General features: G+C 70.9%; 14 protein-coding genes. 3 read left to right on the top strand and 11 right to left on the bottom strand.

Annotated elements, in window-relative coordinates; translation table 11 throughout:
• Positions 1-9: 9 nt before the first annotated feature.
• Complete coding sequence (locus tag OHA73_RS28080) at positions 10-1,719, bottom strand: TerD family protein (protein WP_327656433.1); 1,710 nt, start codon at positions 1,717-1,719, stop codon at positions 10-12.
• 114 nt (positions 1,720-1,833) lie between these two features.
• Positions 1,834-2,430, bottom strand: a complete 597-nt coding sequence (locus tag OHA73_RS28075; RefSeq protein ID WP_266713856.1) for a M48 metallopeptidase family protein — start codon at positions 2,428-2,430, stop codon at positions 1,834-1,836.
• 195 nt (positions 2,431-2,625) lie between these two features.
• Here OHA73_RS28075 and OHA73_RS28070 point away from each other — a divergent pair, with 195 nt between their 5' ends.
• Both OHA73_RS28070 and OHA73_RS28065 read left to right on the top strand, forming a co-directional pair.
• A complete protein-coding gene (locus tag OHA73_RS28070) occupies positions 2,626-3,792 on the top strand; it encodes a TOMM precursor leader peptide-binding protein (protein ID WP_267069306.1) in 1,167 nt (388 codons plus the stop codon).
• 67 nt (positions 3,793-3,859) lie between these two features.
• The gene (locus OHA73_RS28065) at positions 3,860-5,224 is read left to right on the top strand and encodes an ABC1 kinase family protein (protein ID WP_327656432.1); all 1,365 of its coding nucleotides are present in this window, start codon (positions 3,860-3,862) and stop codon (positions 5,222-5,224) included.
• Here the strand turns inward: OHA73_RS28065 and OHA73_RS28060 are convergent, their stop codons facing one another.
• The 5 genes from OHA73_RS28060 to OHA73_RS28040 form a co-directional block, all read right to left on the bottom strand.
• Positions 5,225-5,428: a hypothetical protein gene (locus tag OHA73_RS28060; RefSeq protein WP_327656431.1), complete on the bottom strand. Its 204-nt coding sequence runs from the start codon at positions 5,426-5,428 to the stop codon at positions 5,225-5,227. It abuts the gene before it with no gap.
• A gap of 141 nt (positions 5,429-5,569) precedes the next feature.
• Positions 5,570-5,893, bottom strand: coding sequence for a hypothetical protein (locus tag OHA73_RS28055; RefSeq protein ID WP_266713848.1), 324 nt, complete (start codon positions 5,891-5,893; stop codon positions 5,570-5,572).
• Positions 5,890-6,258 (bottom strand): WhiB family transcriptional regulator, encoded by a 369-nt coding sequence (locus tag OHA73_RS28050; RefSeq protein WP_266713846.1) that lies wholly within the window; start codon positions 6,256-6,258, stop codon positions 5,890-5,892. The genes OHA73_RS28055 and OHA73_RS28050 overlap by 4 nt, the downstream gene beginning before the upstream one ends.
• Positions 6,259-6,442: 184 nt before the next feature.
• A complete protein-coding gene (locus tag OHA73_RS28045; RefSeq protein WP_327656430.1) occupies positions 6,443-6,766 on the bottom strand; it encodes a hypothetical protein in 324 nt (107 codons plus the stop codon).
• Between the two features lie 163 nt (positions 6,767-6,929).
• On the bottom strand, positions 6,930-9,173 hold the full coding sequence (locus OHA73_RS28040) for an ATP-dependent DNA helicase UvrD2 (protein ID WP_443063134.1): 2,244 nt from the start codon (positions 9,171-9,173) through the stop codon (positions 6,930-6,932).
• A gap of 162 nt (positions 9,174-9,335) precedes the next feature.
• On the opposite strand from OHA73_RS28040, the gene OHA73_RS28035 reads away from it, so the two are divergent.
• Positions 9,336-9,590: a mycoredoxin gene (locus OHA73_RS28035; protein ID WP_266713842.1), complete on the top strand. Its 255-nt coding sequence runs from the start codon at positions 9,336-9,338 to the stop codon at positions 9,588-9,590.
• A 66-nt stretch (positions 9,591-9,656) separates the two neighbouring features.
• Here OHA73_RS28035 and OHA73_RS28030 read toward each other — a convergent pair whose 3' ends face one another.
• From OHA73_RS28030 to OHA73_RS28015, 4 genes are all read right to left on the bottom strand, one after another.
• On the bottom strand, positions 9,657-9,833 hold the full coding sequence (locus OHA73_RS28030) for a hypothetical protein (protein WP_266713840.1): 177 nt from the start codon (positions 9,831-9,833) through the stop codon (positions 9,657-9,659).
• A gap of 68 nt (positions 9,834-9,901) precedes the next feature.
• On the bottom strand, positions 9,902-10,861 hold the full coding sequence (gene nudC, locus OHA73_RS28025) for an NAD(+) diphosphatase (protein ID WP_266713838.1): 960 nt from the start codon (positions 10,859-10,861) through the stop codon (positions 9,902-9,904).
• A gap of 74 nt (positions 10,862-10,935) precedes the next feature.
• The gene (locus tag OHA73_RS28020; protein WP_327656429.1) at positions 10,936-12,348 is read right to left on the bottom strand and encodes a dipeptidase; all 1,413 of its coding nucleotides are present in this window, start codon (positions 12,346-12,348) and stop codon (positions 10,936-10,938) included.
• 10 nt (positions 12,349-12,358) lie between these two features.
• Positions 12,359-15,892 (bottom strand): ATP-dependent DNA helicase, encoded by a 3,534-nt coding sequence (locus OHA73_RS28015; RefSeq protein WP_327656428.1) that lies wholly within the window; start codon positions 15,890-15,892, stop codon positions 12,359-12,361.
• Positions 15,893-15,903 lie beyond the last annotated feature (11 nt).

Raw genomic sequence — 15,903 nt, 5'->3', positions numbered from 1 at the left:
CGGGCTCCCTCAGACCTCGTACGGCTGGACGACGATGAAGTTGCCGGGTGCGCCCCGGAACTGCAGGTTGACGCCTTCGCCGCTGTCGCCCGGATAGGCGTTGCGGCGCATGCGGACCTGGTTGGAGACGATCGCCTGCGAGGCCGCGGACCAGGCCACGACGGCGTTGGAGTCGGCGAACGTGGTGGGCGTGACCGGCAGCACGACGGGCGTGCCGTGGGTCTTCACGACGACCGTTCCGGTGCCCTGGAACTGGAGCACGAACAGGGCCCCTCCGGGGATGCCGTGCCCTTCGATCCTGCGGACTTCGTGCTGCAGGCTCTCGTCGAACGCGAGGACGTTCTCCGCGGAGACGCAGATCGCGTCGCCCTGGAGCTCGACGGGGTGCACGTGGGTGGCCTCTTCCGCGAAGAAGACCTGGCCACGGCCGGAGCAGCGCATCAGCTGCATCTCCTGGCCGGTGGCGTTGCCCACGATGCGGCCCGCGAACCCGGCGCCCTTGTAGCTGAATTCGACCTTGCCCTGGTAGAGCACCATGCTGCCCTGGCGGGCGAGGACGGGCTGGTCGCCACCGGCTCCGAGGTCGACCCGGATCAGCTTCTTGTTCTGGAGCGTCCAGCGCTGCCCCGTCGGAGCCTCGCGGAACTTCTCCAGGGCGGCGGCCACGCCCGGCGAGGCTGCCTGCTGGGGGATGCCCTGCGGCGCACCCTGCGGGGAGGGAGCGGCCGGGGGCTGGCCGAAGACATGCTGAGCAGGGGGCGTCTGGGGCTGCTGCCCGAAGCCCTGCGGAGCGGGCGGAGTCTGGGGCTGCTGGCCGTAGCCGGGCGGCAGGGATGCGCCGCCCTGGCCGGGGACCTGGCCGAACTGCGGCTGCTGGGGTGGCTGCTGGCCGTACGGGTTCGGAGCGGTCGGCGCCGGGGGCGGCGGGACCGTGCCCGGCGGCGTGGCGAGCGGGGCGGCGATGGTGGGCGCCGCGTGCACCGAAGGCGCGGGGGCCGGCGGGGGCGGGGGCGCCGCCGGGGTGGCGGTGTTCTGCGGCATCGGCTCGGGCGCCGGAGCGGGTGCGGGCGGGGCAGGCGCGGGTGCCGGAGCGGGCGCTGCCGGGGCCCCGAAGGACGGCGGTGCGGCGGCCTGGGCGGGAGGCGCGAAGCTGGGGGCCGCGGACTGCTCTGGCGCGGCAGCGGGCTCCTCCTCCGCGACCTCGCCACCGAAGTTCTTCAGCAGCGCGTCCAGGCCCCCGTCGAAGCCCTGCCCGACAGCGGCGAACCGCCACACGTCCTTCAGATAGAAATCGCCCAGCATCACCGCACGCTCGGTGGAGAACTCACCACCCTGGAAGGAATACCGCGCGACTTCCTCACCACCGGCGACGATACGGATGTATCCGGGAGCGACCTGCGACATCTGCCCGGCACCGTCGATGGTCGCGGTGAACGAAAGCTTTTGGATGTTCGCGGGGATCTTCTCGAGTGTGACGCGGAAGGACTCCGTGTCACCGGCCTGTGCGCCGAGCAGCTGGACGGATTCCTCGGGCGTTTTCGGCTGGTTGAAGAAGACGAAGTACCGGTCGTCGGACAACCGCTCGTCGGCGTCGAGGCCGAAGCAGCTGATGTCGAAGCTCAGTCCGGGGCCGGTGATCTGTACACCTACGTACAGATCCGTGCCAGCGGTGAGGTCACTGATCTTGGCCTTGTGGCCGCGTTGGAATTCCCTGGCCATGCGTAACGACCGTCCCCCATCCCGATGGTGATTGCGTCGCGCCAGGCTATCCGCAAACACCGACAGTGGGAGAAGTCGGTACACCCCTGGTACAGAAGGCGCGCTGAAGGACGATCAGTCGCCGCGCGTGGCAGGCAGATGCGGGAGCCGGTCGGCCGCGACCACTCCTTCGAGATATCCCCGCGCCCGCTCCGTGCGCGGATACGCCTCCAGGAGTCTCCAGAACCGCGGCCCGTGGCCGGGGACCAGCAGGTGCGCGAGCTCATGGATGAGTACGTAGTCGACGACGTACTCGGGCATGCCCTGCAGCCGGTGGGAGAGCCGGATGCTGCCTTCCGCCGGAGTGCACGAACCCCACCGGGTGTTCTGGTTCGTGACCCACCGCACCGAAGCGGGGCGGGCCTTCCCGTCGAGGTACTGGTCCGACAGGCGCTCGGCGCGGTCCGCCAGCTCGGTGTCGCCGAGCACTCGCTTGCTCTCCTGCGCGGCGAGCTTGTCGAGCATGACGCCCACCCAGCGCTTCTCCTCGGCCTCCGACATGCGGGCCGGGATGAGCACCACGGTGCGATCGCCCTCGCGGTACGCGGAGACCGTTCTGCGACGCCGGGAGCTCCTGCGCACCTCGACCGCGCTCGCCCCCAGGCCGCCAGAGGGCGGGCTGGTCGTGCTGCGCGCTGTGTTCGTGGCACGGTGCAGTGGGTCGGCGGACACGCCCCGACGTTACCCGCTGGACCGGGCGGAAGTCCCGCCTCCGGAAGTCTTCGGTGCGGCCCCGCGATCCGCCTCTCGATTAGTACGACTATCACCCACAGCCTGTGGACAACTTTCCGCACGACTCCGGCCGTCCCGGCATGCTGGCGGTCGATCGACGGGAACGAAGCCGTCGGCACAGTACGGGGGACAGCCATGCATCCGATCCTGAAGCCGGCCCTGCGGCGCGGCTGGCACGACCTGAACACGGTGCAGTTCGGGCTCACGCCGGCTCACGCGGTCGTACTCGGCCCGGTCGACACGGCCACCGGCAGCTTCCTGACACTGCTCGACGGCACCCGCGGGGTCCCGCTCCTGCGGGAGGAGGCCCAGAGAATGGGCCTTCCGGACGGGCATGTGGACGCGCTCCTGGAGCGGCTGAGCGGAGCGGGACTCGTCGACGACGCGACCGGCGGCGGCAGGCCCGGCGCGGAACTGCGCAAACAGACGCGCGCAATGGATCGGCTCCGCCCCGACCATGCCGCCCTGACCGTCACGACATCGGAACCGGCCGAAGCGATACTGAAGTTGACCGCCCGGCGCGCGATGCGGGTCCAGGTGAGAGGCGCCGGACGGGTGGGCACGGTGATCGCCTCGGTGCTCGCATCCGCGGGTGTCGGCCATGTGGACGTGCGGGACGGCGGATGCGTCGAACCCTGGGACGTGGCACCGGGCGGGCATCCGGTGGAGGCGACGGGCGAGCGCCGGGACGTGTCCGCACGGCGGGTAGTGCGCTCGATGGCGCCGAACAGGCCGCCGCGCCCCGACCGGCGCAGGCCGGCCCCCGAGCGCCTTTCGGAGCCGGATCCCGAAGTGCCCCCGCTCTCCCTCGTGATCATTGCTCCGCGTGACGGACTCGCGGTCCACTCCCCCGACCCGGCCGCCGTCGAGGACCTGCTGGAGACCGGAATTCCCCACCTGTACGCGGGCGTTGTCGAGGCCACCGGTGTGGTCGGGCCGCTGGTGCTGCCCGGCGGGACTGGCTGCGCGCACTGCCTGCTCCTCGGGCGCACGGACCGCGATCCGACCTGGCCCCGGCTGCTCGCCCAGTGGAGTTCGGGGCCGGCCGGTCGTCAGGTGCAGGCCTGCGACCTGGGCCTTGCCATCGCCGTCGCGGGACTCGCCGCGGCCCATGGACTGACCTTCCTCGACGGGGAGTTGCCGTCGAGCACGGGGGCACGCTGGGAGGCGGCCGCGCCGGGCCTGGACTGGCACGCCCGACCGGTGTGGCCACATCCACAGTGCCCGTGCGGTGCGGGTGAGAGAGGTAACGGGCAGGAGGTCTCCGTGGAAGAAGAGCCGCACGACACAATGGCGGGGTAGGCAATGGCTGTCGGCACCACGGCACCCGGGCATGCGCGGCATGGCTGTTCGGCATTTGGAGGGGTGTATGTCTGATCTTCCCCGGAAGGCGGTTACCCGTACCGCCAAGCTGGCAGCGCTGCCGATCGGCTTCGCGGGTCGCGCGACCTGGGGCATCGGCAGACGCATCGGCGGCAAGTCCGCCGAGATCGTCGGGCGGGAACTGCAGCAGCGCACGGCGGATCAGCTGTTCAAGGTGCTCGGTGAACTCAAGGGCGGGGCCATGAAGTTCGGGCAGGCGCTGTCCGTCTTCGAGTCCGCCCTGCCGGAGGACGTCGCGGGCCCGTACCGCGCCGCCCTGACGAAGCTTCAGGAGGCCGCGCCTCCGATGCCGACCCGCACCGTGCACGCGGTTCTCGACGAGCGGCTCGGCGAGCAATGGCGCGAGCTGTTCCTCGAGTTCGAGGACAAACCCTCGGCCGCCGCGTCGATCGGACAGGTGCATCGCGCCGTGTGGCACGACGGTCGCGAGGTCGCCGTGAAGGTGCAGTACCCGGGCGCGGGCGAGGCCCTGCTGTCGGACCTCGGCCAACTGAGCCGCTTCGCGCGCCTGTTGGGCCCGCTGATCCCGGGCATGGACATCAAGCCACTCATCACCGAGTTGCGCGACCGGGTCTCCGAGGAACTGGACTACGCGCTGGAGGCGCGGGCCCAGCAGACACACGCGGAGGAGTTCGCCGACGACCCCGATGTCGTGGTGCCGCAGGTGGTGCACCAGTGCGAGCAGGTGCTGGTGACGGAGTGGATCGACGGGACACCGCTCGCCGAGATCATCGACAACGGCAGCGAGGACGAGCGCGATCGCGCAGGTCAGCTACTGGCCCGCTTCCTGTTCTCGGGGCCCGCGCGCACGGGCCTGCTGCACGCGGATCCCCATCCGGGCAACTTCCGGCTGCTGCCGGACGAGAAGGGCGGCTGGCGCCTCGGCGTCCTCGACTTCGGCACGGTCGATCGACTGCCCGGCGGCCTGCCCGAGCCGATCGGTGCCTCCCTGCGCAGGACGCTCGACGGCGAAGCGGAAGGGGTCTACGAGCTGCTCTGCGAGGAGGGCTTCGTCAAGGAGTCGATCGACCTCGAACCGGACGCGGTGCTCGACTACTTGCTGCCGATCATCGAGCCGGCCCGCGTCGACGCCTTCACGTTCACCCGCTCCTGGATGCGCCATCAGGCGGCCCGGATAGCCGACCCCCGCTCCCCCGCCCATCAACTGGGCAAGCAGCTCAACCTGCCGCCGTCGTATCTGCTGATACATCGGGTGACGCTCAGCACGATCGGGGTGCTGTGCCAGCTCGGGGCCACCGTGCGGCTGCGGGACGAACTGGAGGCCTGGGTGCCGGGCTTTGCCGCCGAGGACGCGGCGGAGATCGAGGACCGGCCGGCGGCGGAGGCCTGATCACCACCAGTCGGAGTCGAGCCGTCCCTCGATGGCCCTGATGTTCTCTCGGGAGCAGGCGTCACAGAAGTACCGCCGGGTGCCGCCCTCGACGGAACACGTCCAGGTCAGCGGCAGTTCCCGGACTGTCGTGCCACACCGCGCGCACGCGTGGGCCTGGTGGTCGGGCTGTTGCGCGGAGTCCCCGCCAGGAAGAGACGTCACTCGGCGACGATAACTCGATGAACCGATGAGCGCCGGGCGCCACACGCCTCGGGGGCCGGTCCGCTTGGGACCGGCCCCCGAGGGAGCAGCCGCTCTGTCGCGGCTCCTGCCGACGAAGCTGATGTCGACGGTTTCAGTTGGTTACTGCATGACGGCCATGGCGAGCGCACGCCGGGCGCGCAGCGAAGCGCGCTCGGCACGGCGCTGCATCCGGCGGGCGGTGGCCAGGCGCACGGCCCGGCGTTCGCTCTCGGCCACCCGCAGCTGCTCGTGCATATGCGCACGAGCCAGGGCTTCTGGGATGAGTTGCATCTGACGGGTCCTGTTCTGGCGCGACTCGTGCGCGCCGGGGGTGGTGAAGTCTGGGATTGCGGAACCTGCGGGCTCGCTCGTGGACGGCTTCATCGGGGCCTGCTTCTTGGGGTCGTGCGTCAGGGGGCGATCGATCGTTCCGGGGGTGTTCATGCCACGACCGGGTTCTTGCGCGGGCGGCCACGCGGCCGCTTCCGGGCAACGACAACGCCCTGGACGAACAGCTCGCCGCCCCAGACGCCCCAGGGCTCACGCCGCTCCTTGGCGCCGGCGAGGCAGGCCTCCATCAGCGGGCAGGTACGGCAGAGGGACTTGGCGTACTCGACGTCCGCCGGCGACTCCGCGAAGAAGACCTCCGGGTCGTAGGCACGGCAGGGGACGGGCACGTCGAGGTTCTCGATGGCGTCGTCGAGCGCGGTGAGCGCGGTCAGCGGGTTCAAGGTGGAGTCCTCCGTGGACACGGGCTGGGAAAGAGGGTCTGAAGGCGGTACGGACGGGGCGTGCGCTTCGAGTTGCACGGTGTCTTTTTCCTCGTCTGGTCGTCCGGCCGGTGGGCCGGGTGGCGGTGGTACCGGGTTCTTTTCTTGTCCCGAGGCCCCTGTTCTCTGGTTCCTCGGAAGATCGCTGGATCTTCCGGGAAAACAGAAGGGCCGCGGATCCCGGGTGGGGTTCCGCGGCCCTGAAGGCGCCTGCCTGATCTCGTCAGGCTGGATCGCTCCAGGGTTCAGGCCCACGGAAGGCCCACATCGTGTGGTGCTGCGTCGTCTGCTTCCGGAATCCGGCACCGGCCGCCGCAAAGGCATAGGCCTGAGCCTGTGCCGTCGCTACTGCTTCCGGTGCCTTGGTCGGTCGCTCATTGCGCTCGCGAATGGGAAGACCCGCGAGGGACAGGCCGGACTCCGGACGCATGGCGGAGAAGCCAGACAGACCGGTGCCCAGGTTCGAGGAGCCGAGCAGGCAGGAAGCGACGACCGAGAGATCGGTCATTTTGGCGGTGCTGACGGAGCTGGCGTTGATGCTGATCACTGGAATCGCCTCCTCTCGGCGTCTCGGGGACCGGTGCGAACCGGCCCGACGGCATTCAAGTACAACACGGAACCAGGGCCTTCGAGAAGACCGCTGCTTTCGTGCTTAAGAACCTATGGGGATTGTTGGGGCATGCGCAAACTATTTTTTCGACGAGTTTGCGTCAGTCGTCCCCGGCCTCCTCGTCGACCTGATCACCAATCGTCTGACCTGCACAAATGGCCAGAACGTCGGATCCGTACGTCCGAAACTTCCGACGCCCGACGCCCGGGATGCGGGACAGTTCGGCCGCGTCCTCGGGGGCGGTCTCGGCGATGGCGATCAAGGTCTTGTCCGTGAAGACGCAGAACGCGGGCTGACCGAGGTCCACCGCCGTGCGGCCCCGCCACTCGATCAGTCGCTCGTACAGCCCCTCGTCCATGTCCGACGGGCAGTCCTCGCAGCGCATCAGCTTCATCTCGGCGGCCTCAAGGGTGCGCCCGCACACGCGGCAGCGGGCCACCTTCCGGTCACCCCTGGGGCGTGTGGGGCCGGGGGACTCGCGGGTGCCCGTGCGGGTCCCGAACTCGATGCCGCCGCGCCCCGCACTCGCCCCGCGCCCCGCCGAGCCCGTCGACCCCGGCCGCAGCCCGTCGAGGAACCGGCTCGGCCTGCGGTTCGGGCGGCCGCCCGGCGAGCGGGACAGCGCCCAGGAAAGGCCGAGATGGCGCCGCGCGCGGGTCACCCCGACGTACAGGAGCCGCCGCTCCTCCTCGACCTGCTCGTCGGTCTTGGCGTAGGTGATCGGCATCATGCCCTCGGCGAGGCCAACCAGGAACACCGCGTCCCACTCGAGGCCCTTCGCCGCGTGCAGCGAAGCGAGGGTGACGCCCTCCACGGTCGGGGCGTGCTGCGCGCTCGCCCGCGCGTCGAGTTCCTCCACGAACGCGCTCAGGGTCGCGGTGGGCTCGGCTCTCGCGAGGTCCCCCGCGAGCCGGGCGATGGCGGCGAGCGACTCCCAGCGGTCCCGCACGGCGCCGGACCCCGCGGGCGGCTCCGTGGTCCAACCCGCGCCGGACAGAACGGCTCTGACCTGGGAGGGAAGATCGACGGCCTCGTCGAGTCCCGCGTCGTTGTCACCGAAGCGGGCCGCCGCACGCAGCTCGTGGTGCGCCTTGCGCACCTCGGCCCGCTCGAAGAAGCGCTCGGCGCCGCGCAGCTGGTAGGGCACGCCCGCGTCGGCGAGTGCCTGTTCGTAGATCTCCGACTGCCCGTTCGTCCGGAACAGGATCGCGATCTCGCCGGCCGACACCCCGGAGTCGATCAGCTCCCGGATGCGGCCTGCGGCGCCTTCGGCCTCGGCGGGCTCGTCGGCGTACTCGATGTAGGTCGGCTCGGGGCCCGCCTCGCGCTGCGAGATCAGTTCCAGGCGGTGCTCGGCGGCGCGGCCGCTCGCCCTGGTCAGGACCCCATTGGCAAGGTGCACGACCTGGGGTGAAGAGCGGTAGTCGCGGACCAGCTTGACGACGGTGGCACTGGGGTGGCGCGTGCGGAAGTTGAGCAGGTGGTCGGGGGTGGCACCGGTGAAGGAGTAGATCGTCTGGCTGGCGTCACCGACGACGCAGAGGCTGTCGCGCTCGCCGAGCCACAGGTCGAGCAGGCGCTGCTGGAGCGGGCTGACGTCCTGGTACTCGTCGACGACGAAGTGCTGGTACTGGGCGCGGATCTGCTCGGCGATGTCCTGCCGGTCCTGGAGGATGCCCACGGTGAGCAGCAGGACGTCCTCGAAGTCGATGAGAGAGCGGTCCCGCTTGAGGGTTTCGTACGCGGAGTAGATCTGGGCGATCTCCGCGGGAAGCCGGGGCGCTTCACGGCCTGCCTTGTGCACCGCCGCGGCGTAGTCACCGGGGACGGTCTGCGTGACCTTCGACCACTCGATCTCCGCAGTCACGTCGCGCAGCTCACCGCGGTCCAGACGCAGGCGCGAGGCGGCCGCGGCGTCGGCGACGAGCTGGATCTTGCGGTCGACGAGCCGGGGCAGCTCCCCGCCGACCGCCTTGGGCCAGAAGAACTGGAGCTGGCGCAGGGCGGCGGAGTGGAAGGTGCGGGCCTGTACCCCCACGGCGCCGAGCTGCCTGAGCCGGCCACGCATCTCACCGGCGGCACGGTTGGTGAACGTGACGGCGAGGACCGTATTGGGCTGGAGGATCCCCGCGCGGACGCCGTACGCGATGCGATGGGTGATCGCCCGCGTCTTGCCCGTGCCCGCGCCCGCGAGCACACACACCGGACCGTGCAGGGCCGTCGCCACGGCGCGCTGCTCGGTGTCGAGCCCCTCGAGCACCGCGTCGGCGTCACTCGGCGGAGCCGCATATTGGCCACGGCCGGGATCCTGCGGGAACAGGGTGGAGTGCGTTGCTGGTGTCACCCCGCCATGCTGCCAGGTCCGCGGGGACGGATGCGTCGCGTTGTCCACAGGTGCCGACCGTTAGTCGTACCAATGTGTTCGACGTGCGGGAATGGTCGCCGGATCACATACGTTCGACTCATTGCGAACACGCACCCCCAGCCACCGAAGGAGCGCGAGGAAATGCCGGGCACTGTGACGATGTACAGCACCACGTGGTGCGGCTACTGCCAGCGGCTGAAGAAGCAGATGGACCGTGAGGGCATCGGGTACACCGAGGTCAACATCGAGCACGACCCGGAGTCCGCGGCCTTCGTCGAGAAGGCGAACGGCGGGAACCAGACGGTCCCCACGCTCCTCGTGGTGTCCGACAGCGGCTCCGAGTCGGTCATGACGAACCCGTCGCTGGCCCAGGTCAAGCAGGCCATGGCCGCCTGAGCCGACCTGTCCCGAGCGAATGGCCCCCGCCCGCCCACGGGTACGGGGGCTTTCCGCTGTCCGCGGTCAGACGACCAGCAGCACGACCATCACGGCAAGGACGACCAGCAGGACGATCATCGTCAGCAGGTTCGCCGCTCGATTGCCGGTGATGTCCTGGTTGCCCCGGCGCCTGAGCGCCCACTCACGCCGCCGGGCCGCCGCTTCTTCTTCGCGCCTGCGCTGTTCCGCAGAGCCTGCCATTGTCCTGCCCCCTTGCGTCAGGGCTCCTGGGACCACCCTCGCACGAGGTCAGCGGGACCGCAGATGACTCAGAGCGCGTCGCTGGGCTTCGGCAGGGGCTTGCCGTACCAGAGCTCGATCAGCCGGGCCGCGATCGAGATCCCGTAGGGAGGCATGACCTCACCGGAGTCGAAGGCGGCCCGCAGGTCCTCGCGGGAGAACCAGCGCGCCTCGTGGATCTCGTCACCGTCCACGTTGATCTCGAAGGACGTGGCGTGCGCCATGAAGCCGAGCATGAGGCTGGACGGGAACGGCCAGGGCTGGCTGGCGACGTACTCGACGTCACCGACGACGACGCCCGCCTCCTCGAAGACCTCGCGCCGCACCGACTGCTCGATGGACTCACCGGGCTCGACGAAGCCGGCGAGCGTCGAGAAACGCCCTTCGGGCCAGTGCACCTGGCGGCCGAGCAGGATGCGGTCCTGATCGTCCGTGACGGCCATGATCACGGCCGGGTCGGTGCGCGGGTAGTGCTCGGCTCCGCAGGCCGGGCAGCGGCGGATGTGACCCGCGGCGGCGATGACGGTGCGTTCGCCGCAGCGGGAGCAGAAACGGTGCAGGCGCTGCCAGTTCTCCAGGGCGACGGCGTGCACCATGAGGCCCGCGTCCCGCTGCGAGAGGAGCATCCCCGCCTCGCGCAGGCCGGCCGGGCGCGCGGACTGGTCCATGCGCCCGGGAAGCGTGTCCTTCTGAAGCGCGAAGTAGCTCACGCCGTCCTCGTCGGTGCCCAGGAAGTAGCGATGCGCCTCCGTGAGGGGCGCTTCGAAGGCCGGGGTCATGACCAGTTCCGTCGTGCCGTCCGGTGTCTCGTCGATGAGCGCCTGACCGCCCGAGACCACGAAGACACGGGTGGTGGGGTGGCTCCACGCGGCGGCGAGCCAGGCCTCGTCGAGGCGGTGGTGCGCGGCGCGGTCGATTCCGCTCGGCGCGGAGAGCGAGAGGGGTCGCGTTGCGGCGAGGTCGGCGGTTCGGTCGGTCCAGGTGGTCACGAGTGCTTCCAACTCCCCGGGTGGAAAGGGCGGTTCGGCGGGCGGTTCGGCGAGGTGGGTGCGCGGGGCCTCAATCAGTGTGCATCTGCCCAGCTCTCCGCGAGATCGCCCCATAGATAGGCGGTTGTTTCGACACCCTTCATGAGGAGGTCGAGTTCGACCTTCTCGTTGGGGGCGTGCCAGCCGTCGGAGGGCACGGAGATGCCCAGGAAGAGCACCGGGGCGTCGAGGACGTCCTGAAGGTCGGCCGCGGGACCCGAGCCGCCCTCGCGCGTGAAGCGGATCTTCTGCTCGAAGGCCTGTCCCATGGCGCGTACGACGGATTTCAACGCCGGGTGGTCGAGCGGCGTGAGGCAGGGGCGGGTGGCAGCCCCGAAGGTGACCGTGTGGCGGATCCCCGCGGGCAGCTGCTCGGCGACCCAGGCGGTGACGGCCTTCTCGATCAGGTCCGGATCCTGCCCGGCGACCAGCCGGAAGGAGAGCTTGAGCATCGCGGAGGACGGCACGATCGTCTTGCCGCCGGGGCCCTGGTAGCCGCCGCCGATCCCGTTGACCTCGGCGGTGGGGCGGGCCCAGATCCGCTCCAGAGTGGTGAGCCCGGCCTCTCCGTAGGTGGCGCGGGACTTCGCCGTACGCAGCCACTGCTCCTCGTCGAACGGAAGCTCCGCGAAGAGTTCGCGCTCCCGGTCGGTGAGCTCCACGATGCCGTCGTAGAAGCCGGGGACGGCCACGCGCGCGTGCTCGTCGTGCAGCGCGGCCACGAGGCGGGCGGCCGCGGTCGCCGGGTTCGGGACGGCGCCGCCGAAGGAGCCGGAGTGGATGTCCTGGTCGGGGCCGTACAGCTCGATCTCGCAGTCGGCGAGGCCGCGCATGCCGGTGCACACCGTGGGGGTGTCCTCGGACCACATGCCGGTGTCGGAGACGATCACGGCGTCCGCGGCCAGGCGCTCCTTGCGCTCTTCTACGAGGGCACGGAAGTGCGGGGAACCCGACTCCTCCTCGCCTTCGACGAGGAGCTTGAGGTTGACCGCGGGTGCGGTGCGGCCGGTCGCGGCCAGGTGGGCGCGCACGCCAAGGGTGTGGAAGAACACCTGACCCTTGTCGTCGGCCGCCCCGCGCGCGTGGAGCCGGTTTCCGACGACGACCGGCTCGAAGGGGTCGGTGTCCCAGCCGTCCTCGCGAGCGGCGGGCTGCACGTCGTGATGTCCGTAGACGAGGACCGTGGGGGCCTCGGGGTCGCCCGAGGGCCACTCGGCAAACACGGCGGGGGCGCCGGGCGTCTCCCACACCTCCGTGGTCGGGAAGCCGGTCCCGGCGAGCTTCGCGGCAAGCCAGTCGGCGCTGCGCCGTACGTCCGGTGCGTGGTCGGGCTGGGCGGACACGGAAGGGATCCGCAACCACGCGGCGAGGTCGTCGAGGAACGCCTCACGGTTGTTCTCGACATACGCACGGACTGTGCTGACGGCAGTGTCAACGGGCTTGCTCATGGTCACGAGCCTATCCGCCCGCCCTCACGTGTTCGTCCGGCGGTTCCTCCACGGGCTCCGCCGGCTGCTGCGGGTCCTCCAGCAGGAGCCGCTCCAGCTCCTCCCGGCCGGGCAGCCGACGCGGCCGGACCGTCTCCCCGGTGCGTACGTACAGGAAGGCGGCGCTCACCGCCTCCAGGGGCACGCCCTGCTGCTCGGCCCAGGCCAGCCGGTAGACGGCCAGCTGGAGGGGGTCGGCGGACTTCCGGTGGGCCGTCTTCCAGTCCACGATCTCGTACGTCGCCTCGTCGCCGTCGCCCTCCTTGTAGACGGCGTCGATACGGCCGCGAACGACGCGGCCCGCGATGGCCAGCTGGAAGGACGTCTCGACCCGGTAGGGAGAGCGATGGGCGTACGGGGTGCGCTCGAAGGCCTCCTTGAGCTCCTCCAGGTCGCGCTCGTCCGCGATCTCGGCATCGCTGCCGGGGAGCTCCTCGGGGTCGAGCATGGGCAGCCGCAGCTCTTCGAAGCGCGCCTCGATCCAGGCGTGGAACCGGGTGCCCCTGCGGGCCGCCGGCTGCGGCGGTTGGGGCATGGGGCGGGCGAGTTCCTGGGCGAAGGCGTCCGGGTCGGCGGCCATCCGCAGCAGCTGGGACGCGGTGAGCGTGTGCGGGACGGGAACATCGCGCACGGCGGCGCGGGCGCGCAACAGCTCGCCCGTCAGCGCGTCGAGGTCGCGGTCCCAGGAGGCGATGGTGCGCGCCTCCTCCGGGGTGAGCTCCGCTTCCGGGGCGGGAGCGGGATGCGGCACGACCGCGGCCGCCCGCTCGGGCTCGGCCACGCGCGCGACGGCACCGGCCGGGGACGCGTCGTCTTCGTAGCGGGCGTGGTCGTCCTCGTAGGGGTCGTGGTCGCCCCCGTCCGGGACGTAGTCGTCCTCGTAAGGGTCGTAGGGCGGTTCGTCGTCCTCGGGCGGCGGGGGCCAGTCGGGGTCCTCGAAGGGCGGCTCGTCGAGGACGGCGGGGTGCGTCTCCGTGTGGGCGTGCGCGGCCTCGGGCCCCGCGGCGCGCTCCAGGTGGGCGAGGACCGTGTGGGCGGCGGCCCGGCGTCGCGCCCGCGCCTCCTCGTCCAGCGGCAGCGGCCAGGCGTGCTCGGCCGAATTCTCTTGGAGGGCCGGGTTCTCCTCGTCCTCCGCCGGTTCGTCCGCCCAGGCCTCGATCTCGCCGTACCCGGCGGCACAGTGCTCGTACAGCGCCTGAAGGAAGTCCGAAGGGCCACGCGTGCGCTTCTGGGACGGTCCCCACCAGTGGCCGGAGCCGAGCAGCAGGGAGCGCGGACGCGTGAACGTGACGTATCCCAGGCGCAGTTCCTCGGTGTGCTGGTGGTCCTTCATGTCGGCGTGGAAGGCCTTCATGCCCTTGGAGTCCCACGTCTCGATTTCGGGCAGCGTGGCGCCGTCACCACGCAGTTCGTGGGGCAGCACCTTGGCCTGTGCCGTCCACTTCTCACGGCCTTGCGTGCTCGGGAACGTGCCGTTGACGAGGCCGGGAACGGCGACGACATCCCATTCGAGGCCCTTGGATTTGTGGGCGGTGAGCACCTTCACGGTGTCCTCGCCACCGGGCAGCGCGTTGTCGAGGCCCTTCTCATACTGCGCTGCGGTGCGCAGGAATCCGAGGAAGGCGAGCAGCGTCGCCGAGCCGTCGTTGGCCGCGAAGGACGCGGCGATGTCGAGGAAGTTGGACAGCGTCTCGCGGCGCCGGGCCGCCAACGCGTGCGGGGACGCGGAGAGTTCGACCTCCAGGCCGGTGACCGCCAGGACACGGTGCAGCACGTCCATGAGGGGGTCGGACAACGAGCGGCGCAGCTCGCGCAGTTCGGTGGCGAGCCGGGCGAAGCGCACGCGCGCGTCCGGGGAGAACGGCAGCCCGTCGTCGTCCTCCTCGGTGTCGGTCGAGGTCTCCAGGAACGTGTCGAGCGCGTCCGCCAGCGATATCACCTCGGAGGGATCGACCCCCTCGACGGCCGCGGCCAGGCGCCGGTCCGGGTCGTCGTCCTCTCCCCCGCGCGCGTGGGAGACCAAAAAGCGTGCCCGGCGCCCGAGGAGGGCGAGGTCGCGCGGGCCGATGCGCCAGCGCGGTCCGGTCAGGAGCCGCACGAGGGAGGCGTTGGCACCGGGGTCCTGGAGGACCTCGCACATGGCGACCAGGTCGGCGATCTCCGGGAGGTGCAACAGGCCGGAGAGGCCGACCACTTCGACCGGGATGTCACGGGCGACCAGGGCGCCCTGGATCTCGGCGAAGTCGGTCGCAGTGCGGCACAGCACGGCGATCTCGCCGGGCGCCGTTCCGGTGGCGACGAGGTGGCCGATGGAGTCGGCGAGCCAGTCGATCTCCTCGCTGTGCGTGCTCAGCAGGGCGCAGCGCACGACACCGTCCCCTTCGGCCCCGGGGGCGGGGCGCAGGGCCTCCACGCCCGCGTGCATCGCCCGGAGCGGCTCGGCCATCCCGTTGGCGAGGTCGAGCAGGCGGCCGCCACTGCGCCGGTTCTCGCTCAGCGAGAAGCGGGTGGCCGGGCGCCCGTCCGCGTACGCGAAGTGGCGCGGGAAGTCGTCGAGGTTGGCGACGGAGGCTCCGCGCCACCCGTAGATCGCCTGGCAAGGGTCGCCGACGGCGGTCACCGCGTGGCCCGTTCCCCCGCCGAAGAGGCCCGCGAGCAGGATCCGCTGCGCCACCGAGGTGTCCTGGTACTCGTCGAGCAGGACCACGCGGAACTCGTCGCGCAGGATCTCGCCGACCTCGGGCCGCGTGTCGGCCAGCGTCGCCGACAGGGCGATCTGGTCGCCGAAGTCGAGGAGGTCCCGCGAGCGCTTGGCCTCCCTGTAGTGCCCCACGAGCTCGGCCAGCTCCAGGCGCGCGGCGGCCGCCTCGGGCACCTTCCGCAGGTCTGCGTTGCTGAGCTTGACGCCTTCGAGGGCGCGCAGCAGCTCATGGTCGTACGCGCGCAGCTTGCCTGGCTGTACGAGGTGTTCCGCCAGCTCGCCGTCCAACGTGAGCAGGTCGCTGACCAGGTCGGCGAAGGAGCGGGTGAGAGCGGGATAGGGGCCGGGGGCTTCGCGCAGCACGCGAGCGGCGAGCTGGAAGCGGGTGGCGTCGGCGAGCAGCCGCGTCGTGGGTTCGAGCCCTATGCGCAGGCCGTGGTCGGTCAGCAGCCGGCCCGCGAAGGCGTGGTACGTGGAGATCACGGGCTCGCCCGGAGGGTTGTCCGGGTCGATGGCGTCGGGGTCGGTGACGCCGGCCTTGATCAGGGCCTTGCGGACCCGCTCGGCCAGTTCCCCGGCCGCCTTGTTGGTGAAGGTGAGGCCCAGGACCTGCTCAGGGGCGACCTGCCCTGTACCGACCAGCCAGACGACGCGGGCGGCCATCACCGTCGTCTTGCCGGAGCCCGCTCCGGCCACGATCACCTGCGGGGCGGGCGGCGCGGTGATGCAGGCCGTCTGCTCCGGGGTGAACGGGATGCCGAGCAGCTCTTTGAGCTGCTCGGGGTCGGTGAGGCGCGTGGTCACCTCATCGAGGC

The sequence above is a fragment of the Streptomyces sp. NBC_00483 genome (assembly GCF_036013745.1).
GTDB lineage: Bacteria > Actinomycetota > Actinomycetes > Streptomycetales > Streptomycetaceae > Streptomyces.
Note: the sequence above shows the minus strand (reverse complement) of the source record. Positions and strands in the feature narration are given on the sequence as shown.